This is a genomic window from Micromonospora sp. NPDC005205 (assembly GCF_040608275.1).
Classification (GTDB): domain Bacteria; phylum Actinomycetota; class Actinomycetes; order Mycobacteriales; family Micromonosporaceae; genus Micromonospora.
In genome coordinates this window covers 76,738-89,669 of the sequence record NZ_JBEXHV010000008.1, presented here as the reverse complement: position 1 = coordinate 89,669, position 12,932 = coordinate 76,738, and the positions used below count along the sequence as shown (strand labels likewise).

Annotated in this window: 11 protein-coding genes; 6 read left to right on the top strand and 5 right to left on the bottom strand. The window is 72.5% G+C overall.

What is annotated here, in order from left to right; all coding sequences use genetic code 11:
* Window positions 1–135 precede the first annotated feature (135 nt).
* The 3 genes from ABZU43_RS16735 to ileS all read left to right on the top strand — a co-directional run bounded on the left by ABZU43_RS16735 (window position 136) and on the right by ileS (window position 4,766).
* Window positions 136–642 carry a hypothetical protein gene (locus tag ABZU43_RS16735; protein WP_355007406.1) on the top strand — a complete coding sequence of 169 codons (507 nt, stop codon included), beginning with the start codon at window positions 136–138 and terminating at the stop codon, window positions 640–642.
* Between the two features lie 30 nt (window positions 643–672).
* Window positions 673–1,341, top strand: a complete 669-nt coding sequence (locus ABZU43_RS16730; RefSeq protein WP_355007405.1) for a hypothetical protein — start codon at window positions 673–675, stop codon at window positions 1,339–1,341.
* Between the two features lie 278 nt (window positions 1,342–1,619).
* Window positions 1,620–4,766, top strand: coding sequence for an isoleucine--tRNA ligase (gene ileS, locus ABZU43_RS16725; RefSeq protein WP_355007404.1), 3,147 nt, complete (start codon window positions 1,620–1,622; stop codon window positions 4,764–4,766).
* 19 nt (window positions 4,767–4,785) lie between these two features.
* Here the strand turns inward: ileS and ABZU43_RS16720 are convergent, their stop codons facing one another.
* Entirely contained in the window at window positions 4,786–5,682 is an 897-nt protein-coding gene (locus ABZU43_RS16720) for an aldo/keto reductase (protein ID WP_355007403.1), read from the bottom strand.
* Between the two features lie 73 nt (window positions 5,683–5,755).
* Window positions 5,756–6,958 (bottom strand): MFS transporter, encoded by a 1,203-nt coding sequence (locus ABZU43_RS16715; protein ID WP_355007578.1) that lies wholly within the window; start codon window positions 6,956–6,958, stop codon window positions 5,756–5,758.
* 209 nt (window positions 6,959–7,167) lie between these two features.
* Here ABZU43_RS16715 and ABZU43_RS16710 point away from each other — a divergent pair, with 209 nt between their 5' ends.
* Both ABZU43_RS16710 and ABZU43_RS16705 read left to right on the top strand, forming a co-directional pair.
* Window positions 7,168–8,160, top strand: a complete 993-nt coding sequence (locus ABZU43_RS16710) for a LacI family DNA-binding transcriptional regulator (protein WP_355007402.1) — start codon at window positions 7,168–7,170, stop codon at window positions 8,158–8,160.
* A 91-nt stretch (window positions 8,161–8,251) separates the two neighbouring features.
* Window positions 8,252–8,959 carry a phospholipase gene (locus ABZU43_RS16705; protein WP_355007401.1) on the top strand — a complete coding sequence of 236 codons (708 nt, stop codon included), beginning with the start codon at window positions 8,252–8,254 and terminating at the stop codon, window positions 8,957–8,959.
* A 33-nt stretch (window positions 8,960–8,992) separates the two neighbouring features.
* On the opposite strand, the gene ABZU43_RS16700 is transcribed toward ABZU43_RS16705, so the two are convergent.
* Both ABZU43_RS16700 and ABZU43_RS16695 read right to left on the bottom strand, forming a co-directional pair.
* Window positions 8,993–10,117: an FUSC family protein gene (locus tag ABZU43_RS16700; RefSeq protein WP_355007400.1), complete on the bottom strand. Its 1,125-nt coding sequence runs from the start codon at window positions 10,115–10,117 to the stop codon at window positions 8,993–8,995.
* Between the two features lie 487 nt (window positions 10,118–10,604).
* The gene (locus ABZU43_RS16695) at window positions 10,605–11,234 is read right to left on the bottom strand and encodes a TetR/AcrR family transcriptional regulator (protein ID WP_355007399.1); all 630 of its coding nucleotides are present in this window, start codon (window positions 11,232–11,234) and stop codon (window positions 10,605–10,607) included.
* 67 nt (window positions 11,235–11,301) lie between these two features.
* Here ABZU43_RS16695 and ABZU43_RS16690 point away from each other — a divergent pair, with 67 nt between their 5' ends.
* The gene (locus tag ABZU43_RS16690) at window positions 11,302–12,465 is read left to right on the top strand and encodes an FAD-dependent oxidoreductase (protein WP_355007398.1); all 1,164 of its coding nucleotides are present in this window, start codon (window positions 11,302–11,304) and stop codon (window positions 12,463–12,465) included.
* Here the strand turns inward: ABZU43_RS16690 and ABZU43_RS16685 are convergent.
* Window positions 12,435–12,899 (bottom strand): NUDIX domain-containing protein, encoded by a 465-nt coding sequence (locus tag ABZU43_RS16685; protein ID WP_355007397.1) that lies wholly within the window; start codon window positions 12,897–12,899, stop codon window positions 12,435–12,437. The genes ABZU43_RS16690 and ABZU43_RS16685 overlap by 31 nt on opposite strands.
* Between the last annotated feature and the right edge of the window lie 33 nt (window positions 12,900–12,932).

Below are 12,932 nucleotides of genomic sequence, written 5' to 3'. Positions count from 1 at the left end.
ATCACCGCGCGCCGCCAGCGGATAGTGAATTCGTCGGCCCAGGACGTTCGGCCCCGCCGAGCACGAGGAACCTGGCGGGCCTGGGCGGTGTCGGAAGGGTGCGGCGAGTCGTCGACGCGTACCGGAAGGAGCGAGATGGTTTCCTGGGGCAGGTTGATGCTGGCATCCTCGGTGGTCCTGCTGGCGGGGTGCACGACCACGACCAGCGGGGCGGCGCCGACGGCGGGTGCGGCCACCACGGCGAGCACCGCGACCGCCTGCGCGGCGCGGGTCGAGACGGGGTCGCTGCCGGACTGGGCGGACGCCGGGTTCAGCGGGGACGCGCGGGCTCCGCACGTCTTCGGCGCGAAGGGCGACATCGTGGCGGTGCTGTTCGCCCACCCGCTGCGGCAGGTCCGGACAGACGGGTCGAACAACAAGATCCTGTGGGTGGCCCGCGCCGCCACGACCTCCCCCGACCCGACCGCGCCGGCGACCCTGGAGATCACCGCGAGGTTGGACGGCACCGACACCCGGGTGATCCGGGAGGTTCCCGGTGGCCCCGGTCCGTCGATCATCGACCTGCCCGAGGCCGGCTGCTGGCGCCTCGACCTGCGCTGGTCCGGGCACGCCGACACGATGGACCTGGTCTACGCCCCCTGAGCCAGCACCGGGCCACCTAGGCTGCCTGACGTGCAGGAGGACGAACGGGTAGCGGCGGCGGCCCGCAACAACGCCGAGTGGTGCGACATCGTCTGCGGCAGCCAGGGGTTGGCCGGCCGTACCGACGCCGACGCCTGGTGGGTCCCCCACCGTTCGCCGCAGTGGTACCCGGACGCGGTCACCCTACGGCCGGGCGTCGACGCCGAGACCCTGCTGGCCCGGATCGACGCCGGGCCCGGCGCGTCGGTGAAGGACAGCTTCGCCGACCTCGACCTGTCCGGGTACGGGTTCCGGGTGCTCTTCGACGCGCAGTGGATCCACCGGCCACCGTCGGCACCACCTGTCGACACACCGCTGGCTCCGGTCACCACACCCGACGAGTTGGTGGCCTGGGCGGCGGCCCACGGCGGCGGGGATCTGTTCCGCCCCGCGCTCCTGGCTGACCCCCGCGTACGGGTGCTCGCCCGATACGACGACCGGGGTGTGGTCACCGGTGGAGCGGTGCTCAGCGGCGACGGCCCGTACGGCGTCTCCAACCTGTTCGCCCGCGTCGACACCTCCCGGGCCATCTGGCGCGCGGTGTGTGCCACAGTGCCCGACGCGCCGCTGGTCGGCTACGAGAGCACCGCGGAACTGGCGCCGGCGCTCTCCGCTGGTTTCACCACCACCGGCCCTCTCCGCATCTGGCTGCACGGCTAGCGCTCCGGCCACGGGCCCCGCGCACGGCCAGCTATGCTGAGCGGCATCGGCACCGATCCGGCCATCACCGGGGAGCCTCCGGAAGAACGGGCAGTTCGACCGCCCAAGTAGAACCGGACGTAGCGGCACGTCACGTCGTGAAATTGAGCGGCGCCTGCACCGTCGAGGCGCAAGCGGGGTGGTACCGCGGAGTCCTGGCCATACGCCCGGCGCTTCGTCCCCGCGTGGGCAGTGAGCTGATGCCCCCGCGAGCGGACGTGACGTGTAGGGAGAATTCGGTGCCGGACGGTCCGTCGAAGTCGCCATTCGTGCCACTGCCCACCAAGATCGACCTTGGCGGGATGGACCGTGCGCTCATCGAGTGGTGGCAGGCCAACAACGTGTTCAACCGGAGTCTGGAGCAGACGGCCGACGGCCCGCCGTGGGTGTTCTACGAGGGCCCGCCAACCGCCAACGGCACGCCGGGCACCCACCACATCGAGGCGAGGGTCTTCAAGGACCTCTTTCCCCGGTACCGGACGATGCGGGGCTTCTCGGTGCCGCGCCGTGCCGGGTGGGACTGCCACGGCCTGCCCGTCGAGCTCGCGGTGGAGAAGGAACTGGGGCTCAGCGGCAAGGCCGACATCGAGAGGATGGGCGTCGCGGAGTTCAACGCCCTGTGCCGCACCTCGGTGCTGCGGCACGTCGACGAGTTCGTCCAGCTCAGCGAGCGGATGGGTTACTGGATCGACCTGGAGCATCCGTACCAGACCATGTCCCCGGAGTACGTGGACAGCGTCTGGTGGTCACTGAAGCAGATCCACGACGGCGGCCGGCTGGTGGAGGACTTCCGGGTCGCGCCGTACTGCACCCGCGACGGCACGACCCTGTCCGACCACGAGGTGGCGCAGGGGTACGAGACCGTCACCGACCCTTCCGTGTACGTGCGGTTTCCGGTGCGCGGGGACGTGGCCGGCCACAGCGGCGTCGACCTGCTGATCTGGACCACCACCCCGTGGACCCTGGTGTCCAACACCGCCGTCGCCGTACACCCCGGGGTGACGTACGCCCTCGCCCGCACCGGGCAGGGCACGTTCGTCGTCGCCGAACCGCTGGCCCGGCGGGTCCTCGGCGACGAGGCGGAGATCCTGGCGACCGTACCCGGGTCGGCCCTGGAAGGACTGCGGTACGAGCGGCCGTTCGACCTGGTGGACATCCCGGACGCGCACCTTGTGGTCCTCGCGGAGTACGTCACGACCGAGGACGGCACCGGCCTGGTGCACCAGGCGCCGGCATTCGGCGCGGACGACCTCGCCGTCTGCCGCGCGTACGGGTTGCCGCTGGTCAACCCGGTCGCCCCGAACGGGCGGTTCAACGACGGCATAGACCTGGTCGGTGGGGTGTTCTTCAAGGACGCCGACGCGTTGCTGATCGACCGTCTCAGGCAGTCTGGTCGGTTGTTCAGGCACGAACCGTTCGAGCACCCCTACCCGCACTGCTGGCGGTGCCACACACCGCTGATGTACTACGCGCAGCCGTCCTGGTACATCCGGACGACCGAGGTCCGCGACGAGCTGACGCGGGAGAACGAGAACACCAACTGGTTCCCGGAGCACATCAAGCACGGCCGCTACGGCGACTGGCTGAAGAACAACATCGACTGGGCGGTGTCCCGTTCCCGGTACTGGGGCACCCCGCTACCGCTGTGGCGATGCCCGGACAACCACGTGACCGCTGTCGGTTCCCGTACGGAGCTCGGCGAGCTGGCCGACGCCGACCTGTCCGAGCTGGATCCGCACCGCCCGTACGTCGACGAGATCACCTTCGCCTGCCCGGACTGCGGCCGGACCGCCACCCGGGTCCCGGAGGTGATCGACGCCTGGTACGACTCCGGTGCCATGCCGTTCGCGTCGTTGGGCTACCCCCACGTGCCGGGTAGCAGGGAGATCTTCGAGCGCACCTACCCGGCCCAGTACATCTGCGAGGCGATCGACCAGACGCGGGGATGGTTCTACACGCTGATGGCGGTGGGCACGCTGGTCTTCGACCGGTCCCCGTACGAGAACGTCGTCTGCCTCGGGCACATCCTGGCCGAGGACGGCCGCAAGATGAGCAAACACCTGGGCAACATCCTGCTGCCGATCCCGTTGATGGACACCCACGGCGCCGACGCGGTGCGCTGGTTCATGGCCTGCTCCGGCTCACCGTGGTCGCCGCGCCGGATCGGGCCCGGCCCGCTCGACGAGATCGTCCGCAAGGTGTTGATGACCTACTGGAACACCGCTGCGTTCTTCTCCCTCTACGCGGCGAACTCGACGTGGGCGCCGCAACTGGCGCAGCCGGTCGCCCAGCGGCCGGTGTTGGACCGGTGGATCGTCGGCGAGGTCCACGCCCTCGCGGCCGCCGTCGACGAACGGATGCAGAACTACGACACGGCGCGCGCCGGCCGGCTGCTCGCCGACTTCATCGACGACCTGTCGAACTGGTACGTGCGGCGGTCGCGGCAGCGTTTCTGGGAGGGCGACGCCGACGCCCTCACCACCCTGTACGAGTGCATCGACATTCTCACGCGGCTACTGGCGCCCTTCGTTCCCTTCGTCACCGAGCAGGTGTGGCAGCAGGTCGTCCGGCCGGGTGCCGCGACGGCTGCGGAGTCGGTGCACCTGGCGACCTGGCCCACACCGGACACCACACTGATCAGTACGGAGTTGTCGGCCCAGGTGGCCACGGCGCGGGCGTTGGCCGAGGCGGGACGGTCCGCGCGTAAGGCGAGCAGCCTGCGGATCCGGCAGCCGTTGAGCCGGGCGCTCGTGGGGCTGCCGTCCGGCACCGTTCTCCCGCAGGCGTTGCTGGACGACATCGGCGACGAGTTGAACGTCAAGGTCCTCCAGCCGCTCGACGCCCAGAGCGGGGTCATCGACGTGCGGGTCAAAGCGAACTTCCGGACCCTGGGCCGCCGGTTCGGCAACCGCACCCAGCACGTCGCGACGGCGATTGCCGCCGTCGCCCCCCGGGACCTGGTCGACGGCGTCCGAGCGGACGGCTCGTACCCCCTGTCGGTCGACGGCACGCAGGTCGAGGTGGGCCTGGACGACATCCTGATCACGGAGGTGCCGCGCACCGGTTGGGTCGTCGAGTCCCAGCGCGGCGCGACGATCGCGTTGGACACCGAGATCACCCCCGAACTGGCGGCCGAGGGCGTCGCACGCGACGTCGTCCGCATCATCCAGCAGGCCCGCCGTGACGCCGACTTCGAGGTCGCCGACCGGATCACGGTGTCGATCGCCGCCTCCGCGGATGTCGCGGCGGCGATCTCCGCGCATCAGAAGCTCATCGCGCACGAGACCCTCGCGCTCCAGCTGACGGTCACGGACGCGTTGTCGGAGGGGTTCTCCGGCACTGTGGGCGACGGTCAGGAGGTCGTCGTGCACGTCGTGCGGGCCTGAGTGGTGACGGGGTGGACGATCAGTGGAGACGGGTCAGGTCTTCCGGGGTCAGGCGTAGGGCTCCGGCGGCGATGTTCTGCGCCAGGTGCTCCGGGTCCGCAGTGCCGGGGATGGCGAGCACGTGAGGGCCCTGGTGCAGGGTCCAGGCGAGGCGTACCTGCTGCGGGGTGACGCCGTGGGCGCGGGCGACCGCCTCCACGGCCTCGCCCTGGGCGGTGCTCGCGCCCGCCTCCCGCCCGGTGCCGGCCAGCGCGAAGAACGGCACGTAGGCGATGCCCCGCTCACCGCAGAGCCGGACGAACGCGTCCTGCTCCCGGTAGGCGTCCACCCCGTAGTTGTTCTGCACGCAGACCACCGGCGCGATGCCCGTCACCTCGTCCAGCTGTTCCGGCCGGACGTTGGAGAGCCCGAGGTGCCGGATCAGCCCGGCGGCCCGCAACTCGGCGAGCGCGCCGAACCGGTCGGCCACCGGCACCGCACCCGGCCCTCGGCCGAGGCGCAGGTTCACCACGTCGAGCTGGTCGCGGCCGAGCCGGCGAAGGTTCTCCTCCACCTGGGCCCGCAACTGCGCCGGGGTGAACGCCTCGGTGAAGCCCGCCTCCGGGTCGTACCCGAAACCGACCTTGGTGGCGATCACCAGGTCCTCCGGGTACGGGGCGAGCGCCGCGCGGATCAGCTCGGTGGCGTAACGGGCCGGCCCGGTGCCGACACGTAGGGTGCCGCCGGGCGAGACGTAGAACGCGGCGGTGTCGATGTGGTTGACGCCCAGCTCCACGGCGCGGCGCAGCAGGGCGACGGCCCGGTCAGGGTCGGGGTTCGCGGTGATCCGCATGGAGCCGAAGCCCATCCGGCGCACTGTGCGGTCGCCCAGGATCCAGGTGCCCGCCGCGGCGGCGGTGATCTCATCGGTTGGCATCGGGCGACCCTAACCAGCTCGGGTACGTGACGCAGTCGGCCACGCACCCGATACCGCCCGACGGCGGAGTGGGTTAGTTTTTAGTGGCGGAGGAAACCGCGTGCGGCGGGCGCAGCACCGGCACCAGCAGCAGGGTCGGCAGCAGCAGCAACGGCACCGCCAGCAACGCGCGCAGGGTGCCGACCTCGTCGCCGACCAGCCCCAGCAACGGCGGGCCACCGAGGAACGCGGTGTAGCCGATCACCGCGACCACGCTCACCCGCACCGCCGCGTGCGCCTCGTCGTCGGCCGCCGCGCTCATTCCGACCGGGAAGCCCAGCGACGCACCCAGGCCCCACAGCGCGACGCCGATGACAGCCACCGCCCCGGAGCCCGCCAGCACCGCCAGGCCGGCGCCGACCACGGCGAGGCCGATGGTGCCGCTGAGCACCGGCACCCGACCCCACCGGTCCAGCGCGATGGTGCCGACGGTGCGTCCGACGGTCATGCCGACCACGAAGACCGCGAAGACCGCCGCGCCGGCGGCCTCGCTCAACTCCCGTCCATCGATGAACGCCACGGCCAGCCAGTCGTTGGCGGCACCCTCGGTGAACGCCGCCACCAGCACGAACAGCCCGATCAGCAGGGTGCGCGGCTCCCGCCAGGCAGCGAGCTGAGCCCGGCGGCGGGCAGCCGGGGTGGCGTCCGCCGGGTCGCCGGTGTGATCGCTGCCCACGGGCATGAACGTCCGGGCGGCGAGCCCGGTGCCGATCAACACGACAACCGCCACAGCGACGAGATGCGCGCCGACCGACACGTCGAACCGGGCCGCCCCGGCGCCCAGCGCCGCTCCGGCCACCGAGCCGAGGCTCCACCCGGCGTGGAACCGGGGCATGATCGTACGAGCCAGTCGCCGTTCCACCGCCGCGCCCTCGACGTTCATCGCCACGTCGCAGGCGCCGGAGCCGTAGCCGAGGGCGACGAGCCCCAGGGCGACGACGGCGAACGACCCGGTCATCGTGGCGCCCAGGCCCGCCACGGTCAGGCCGACCGCGACCACCCCGGTGGCGAGGGTGACGGTGCGGGCCGCGCCGAGACGCTGGGCGAGCAGGCCGGCCGTGGGCATGGCGAGCAACGCGCCGACGCTCATCGCCAGCAGCAGCAACCCGAGTCGGCCGGCGGAGAGGTCCAACGCCTCCCGGACCGCCGGAACGCGGGAGAACCAGCTACCCACGGCCAGCCCGTTGAGGGTGAAGGTGACAGCGACGCCGTTGCGGGCGAGTCGCACCGTCCGCAGGGTCGGCGACGCGGTTTCCGGGGCTAACGGTCGACTGGTGGGGGCGCTCACGAGGGTAAGTCCTCTTTCTCGGGGTGATCTCCTGGCACGATCGCACACCTGAGAGCGCTACCACCACAACCGGGCACCGCCCCTTACCGCTGCTGGACCGGCCGGGGCATGATGGGCAGGCGTTGGTCCCACCTGACGGGCCGCCGCAGGAGGCGACGATGACGACAGCGGCACACCGACCGGCCACTCTTGAGGACGTGGCCCGGGTCGCCGGGGTGTCCCGGTCCACGGCGTCGCGGGTGATCGCCGGCACGGGGTTCGCCTCGCCGGCTGCCCGGAAACAGGTCACGGCGGCCGTCGACCAGCTCGGCTACGTGCCCAACCCGGCCGCGCGGGCGCTGGTCCACGGCAGAGGCGGCGTACGCCTGGTCGTTGCCGTTCTGGGCACCAGCGCCGCCGTGCTGGACGACCCGTACGTGAACCAGGTGGTCGGCGCGGCCGCCCGGGTGTGCACGCCCGCCGGTGTCGGGGTGGCCCTGTGCTGGCTGCCGTTCGGCGACCCCCGCAGCCTCGACCAACTCGATGGCGATCGCAGTGTGTACGGGGTGATCCTGGTCAACACCACCGAGGAGCTGCTGGCGGCGGTGCCCCGGTCGCTGCGCGGTCGGGTGGTCTCGATCGGCATCGGCTCGGCGACAGTGCCCTCGTTCGACGTCGACAACGCCGCCGGCTCCGAGGCGGTGCTGCGTCATCTGTACGCCTCGGGGCGCCGCCGGATCGCCATGGTGACCGGCCCCCGGTGGCTGCCCTGCGCGCAACGCCCCGTTCAGACGTACCGCCGGCTGATGGCCGAGGCCGGCCTACCGGAGCGGACACTGCCCGGGGACTTCCGGGCCCTGCGCGGCCGGACGGCGGCCGGCGAGGCGCTACGCCGCTGGCCGGACATCGACGCCATCTACGCGATCAGCGACGACACCGCGCTCGGGGTGATCGCTGGCCTGCGCGACGCCGGCGCGCAGGTGCCCGACGACGTCGCGGTGGCCGGCTTCGACGACATTCCGTTGGCCGGGATGACGGCCCCGGCGCTGACCACGGCGAGTCATCCGGTCGGGCGGATCGCCGGCGCCGCAGCTACCGCTCTGTTGGAGGGGCGCCCGGCTGCCCCGGTGACCCTCTTCCCGTCCGCACTGGTGGCACGGGCCAGCGCTTGAGTCGACGCCCGGTCGAGCACGCTCACGGTTAACCAGTGACGGGCCGGGTAACCGCGTCGGAGCTTCCGTCCACCGTGAGGAGCACCGACCCGTGTCCGACTCCGCGCCGTCGCACTGGGACCCGGCGCCGAGCCCCCGGGACGGCCGGTTGACCGCCCGCCGCCACCCTCCGGTGGCGCCGGGCCGCACCGGGCTGGTGCCGATGACCGGCCCCGAGGGTGACCGGCTGGCCCTGGGGTACGCCCCGGAGCCGGCCACCGATGGTTCGGCGTACCGGTTGGTGCTGCTCCTGCACGGTGCGGGCGGCTCGGCGCGACAGGGGCTGGACCTGCTGTTGCCGGTCGCGGACGCGCATCATCTGCTGCTGGTCGCCCCGGACTCGTCAGCGGCCAGCTGGGACCTGATCGCCGGCGGCTTCGGGGCGGACGTGGGGCGCATCGACGGGCTGTTGGCGACCGTCTTCGACACCTACCCGGTGACCGACGTGACAGTCGGTGGCTTCTCCGACGGCGCCTCGTACGCGCTGTCGCTGGGCTTGGCGAACGGGGATCTGGTCGACGCGGTGCTGGCCTTCTCCCCCGGTTTCGCCGCGCCACCGGTCACCCACGGTCGGCCACGGATCTTCATCTCGCACGGCGTCGACGACCGGGTGTTGCCCATCGACGTGTGCAGCCGCCGTCTCGTTCCCCACCTGCACGACCTCGGCTACGACGTGACCTACCAGGAGTTCCCCGGCGGCCACGCCATCCCCGCCCCGATCCGCGACGCCGCTACCACCTGGCTGACCGCCCATCCTTGAAGGTCGGGGAACCAGCGTTGAGCAGTGCGGACATCAGACCGGTGGGAGGCCCAGGGCTTCGTCGACGCGGGCGAGGACGGCGGCGTCGTCCTCCGGGTTGACGCCGCGCAGCAGGTCGATGGCAGTGGCCCGGACCTGACCGATGATCATCGCCAGGGGGAGGGTCTGCGTGGGGCCGAAGAGCTGCCCGGCGGCGTGCACCGCGGCCAGCGCCGACTCGTCGGCCCGACTGGCGTGCCCGTCGGCGGTCTCCTCCTGCCCGTCGAGGTCGGCGGCGAGGGCGGCACCGGCCTGACGGACCGCCTCGGCCAGTGACCGCAGGGCGACGCCCAGCTCGGGCGGAACAGGAGTGTGCAGCCGGCTGAGGGTCACGCCCGCACGGGCCAGCACGCGGACGTTGCGGACCGCGTAGTCAATCTGTCGGATCGACTCGTCCACCGAACGCAGCCGACCGATGTGCCGGCGTCGACGGACGTTGAGCCGCAGCGCCTCACCGGCGGCCAGCACTCCGTCGCGCAGCCCGTCCACCCGGGCGTCCATCCCCCGCGCCTGCCTCAGCGCGGCGACCGCCGCCGGCTCGTCATGGTCGTTCAGCGCGTCGGCGATTCCGCCCAGCAGACCGGCCAGCTCGTCGAAGGTCCGCCGCACCTCGGCGACCAGCGGGGCCAGCGGATGCCGGGCGTCGACCAGCAGGCTGGCCGCGAGGGCCACCGCGCCGCCGACCAGCGCGTCGACGAAGCGGAACGGCACCAACGAGCCGTCCGGCGGTGCGACCACCACCAGGTAGAGCGCGGAGACGGCCGCCTGCACCAGCGTCACGCCGGTGGCGCCGAAGGCCACCGCCAGGAGGACTGTGAGCAGGATGACGGTGAACACCGTCCAGGTGCTGCCCGGCCCGAGCGCCTGCACGACCAGGTCCGCGACGAGCACCCCGGCGGCGACCCCGAGGATGACCTCGACGGCCCTGCGGATGCGCTGCCCCCGGGCCTGTCCGAGGACGATCAGCGCGGCGGCCGGCGCGAAGAAGGGCTGCGGGTGCCCGAGCAACCGGGTGGCCAGCAGCCAGGCCACTGTCGCCGCGGCGGTTGCCTCCAACACCGGCCGCCAGCCGTGCCGCAGCCGGCCGCCGGCCGTCCGCAGGCCGCTGAACCGCACCATCGCCCAACCTCTCCACCCCGCTGGGCCACCCGCCGGACCGCCCCGACGTCAAGCCGTCAAGCCGTCAAGCCGTCAGACCGTCAAGCCGTCAAGCCGTCAAGCCGTCAAGCCGTCAGCTCACCACATCCGCCACCAGCTCACGCCGGCACACCGCAGCACGCCGTTCACTCGCCCTTTGGAGCTGATGTCACAGACGAATCGGGCGCGATGTCGTAAACGATTCAGCTCCAAAGGGCCGGCCCATCGCACCTGCCGGCGGCCCACGGCATTCCGTGGCGATCGTCTCCCATCACGCGTCGGACCTGATCACCGGGCTGCTGTGCGACCCTCCCGGGTGCCAGCGCGTAGGCGGGCCCGCACACCACCAGGCCTGCACACCACCAGGCCCGCACACCACCAGGCCCGCACACCACCAGGCCCGCACACCATCAGGCCTGCGCGCGGCCAGACCCGGCGGCGTCCCGCTCGTTGACCGGCGTCGGTCGGGTCAGCTTCCGGTGAGGGCGCGCAGCAGCGTACGGACGGCGGCGCTCAGGTCGGCGCGGCTGGCGACCGTTCCGGGCGGTGGGGCGCTGAGCGCGCCCGCGCCGGCCAGCCGGTCGAAGAGCAGCCCGTCCACGAACGCCACGAACTGGTCGCCCTGCCGATCAGGGTCGGTGGCCCCGGCCCGGGTCAGCAGGTCCCGGGCCTGCACCCGCAGGCCGGTGCCGTGCTGCAGGATGCCGCGCAGCTCGGGCCGGTGCACCGCCTCCAGCAGGCACGCGTAGCGGGCGAGGCTCCGGCTACGGCCGGTACTCAACCAGCGGTCGAGCACCTCGGCGACGCCGGCGGCGAGCGCGTCGAGGTCGCCGCTGTCGAGCCGAGGCGCAGGAGTCGGGGGTGGCGGGCCGGTCGGCAGGTCGTACGCGGCCAGGTCGGCCCGGTCCCGCTCGGCGAGCCGTCCCACCACCGCCTCGATCAGCGCCTGCCGGGTCCGCAGGTACGCGGAGGTGGTGCCCGGCGGCATTCCGGCACGGCCGTCCACCGCCCGGTGGGTCAGGGCTCGCATGCCGCCGTCAGCGATCAATTCGATGGCCGCGTCGGTCAGCGTCGCGATCCGGTTCCCCCGCGCCGTCATGGCACTCCTCCCTCCCGGTGGTCCGGAGGTAGTATCGCTCTTCTACAGGTGTAGAAGGAGGATCGACATGGACGACTCACACGCGGTGGTGGTCGGCGCCGGCATCGGCGGGTTGAGCGCGGCGCTCGCCCTGCACCGGCACGGATGGCGGGTCACCGTGCTGGAGCGCGCCCCCGAGATGCGCGAGGTCGGCGCCGGCCTGAGCCTGATGGCGAACGCGGTGCGCGCACTGGACGCCCTCGGCCTCGGCCCGGCCCTGCGCCGGGGCGGACACGGTGAGGCGCCCGGCGGAATGCGCGACCGGCACGGGCGGTGGTTGTCCCGGGTGGAGGCCGCGGAGATGATCAGACAGCTGGGCACCACGGCGCTGGGCGTGCACCGGGCCACGCTGCACCGCACCCTGCGCGAGGCCCTGCCGGCGTCGTCCCTGCACACCTCCGCTGTGGTGGAGCACGTCGAGTCGGGCCCGGACAGCGCCGAGGTGCGCTACCAGGGGCCTGACGGCCCCCACACGGTCACCGCCGATCTGGTGGTCGGCGCCGACGGCCTGCGCAGCCGGGTCCGCGCCCAACTCTGGCCGCAACACCCCGGCCCGGTGTACGCCGGATCGACGACGTGGCGGGCGGCCATCGCCTTCCCCGATCCGATCCCGGCCGCCATCACCTGGGGGCCGGGAGCCGAGTTCGGCATGGTGCCGATCGGCGACGGCCAGCTCTACTGGTACGCCGCGCTGAACGCCCCGCCCGGTGGCCACGCTCCCGACGAGCTGGCGGCAGTGCGGGAGCACTTCGGCGACTGGCACGACCCCATCCCGGCGCTTCTCGCGGCAACCCCACCCGACGTCGTGCTGCGCAACGACATCCACCACCTGGCCGAGCCGCTGCCCTCGTACGTGCGGGGGCGGGTGGCCTTGCTCGGCGACGCGGCCCACCCGATGACGCCCAACCTGGGGCAGGGCGCCGGACAGGCGATCGAGGACGCTGTGGTGCTCGGCGCGGTCTGCGCCGGCGGCGCAGGGCACGTGCCCGCCGCCCTGGCGGCGTACGACGAGCAGCGTCGACCACGCAGTCAGTCAGTTGCCCGTGCCTCCTACGTCGCTGGACGGTTCGGACAGCAGCTGCACAACCCGGTCGCCTTCGCGATGCGGACCGTCGCGTTGCGGCTCATCCCGAGCCGGCTGGCCCTGCGCAGCATGGCTCGCTACGCGGACTGGCGACCGCCGGCGGGCTGAGCCGGGCCAGCGATCCGGCCGGTGGCCAGGGCGGCGTACTCCGCCGAGGCGAGGAACTCGGTCAACACCTCCACGGTGCCCGGCGTCCACTGACGACCGTCGAGCACTTCGGCACCGGGGACGAAGAGCATCGCCGCGCCCTCGCCGAGCACCACGTCCTCCTGCCGGGCCCTGGTGGTGCCGAGGAAGTAGTGCTTCACCCGGGCCAGCTCGGGCAGCGACTGCACGGCGACCGGTTGCAGTGGACCGTCGGCCCGCAGGCCGGTCTCCTCCAACAACTCCCGCTCGGCGGTCTGCTCCGGCGTCTCCCCCGGTTTGCCGTGGCCGCCCGGCAGACCCCACACGTTCGGGTGGTGCGTCGCGTCGCCGTCGCGCAGTTGCAACAGCAGCTGCCCGTCGGGATCTACCAGCAGGACGCACGCGACAATTCTCATCCGGCCAGACTACGGCCGACGAGGAGCCGTCGT

Bases quoted from the DNA above. Each gene is read 5' to 3' on its own strand.
- ABZU43_RS16720 (WP_355007403.1), bottom strand. From the start codon at position 5,682: ATGCCAACCGATGAGATCACCGCCGCCGCGGCGGGCACCTGGATCCTG.
- ABZU43_RS16695 (WP_355007399.1), bottom strand. From the start codon at position 11,234: ATGACGGCGCGGGGGAACCGGATCGCGACGCTGACCGACGCGGCCATC.
- ABZU43_RS16710 (WP_355007402.1), top strand. From the start codon at position 7,168: ATGACGACAGCGGCACACCGACCGGCCACTCTTGAGGACGTGGCCCGG.
- ABZU43_RS16690 (WP_355007398.1), top strand. From the start codon at position 11,302: ATGGACGACTCACACGCGGTGGTGGTCGGCGCCGGCATCGGCGGGTTG.
- ABZU43_RS16685 (WP_355007397.1), bottom strand. From the start codon at position 12,899: ATGAGAATTGTCGCGTGCGTCCTGCTGGTAGATCCCGACGGGCAGCTG.
- ABZU43_RS16700 (WP_355007400.1), bottom strand. From the start codon at position 10,117: ATGGTGCGGTTCAGCGGCCTGCGGACGGCCGGCGGCCGGCTGCGGCAC.
- ABZU43_RS16735 (WP_355007406.1), top strand. From the start codon at position 136: ATGGTTTCCTGGGGCAGGTTGATGCTGGCATCCTCGGTGGTCCTGCTG.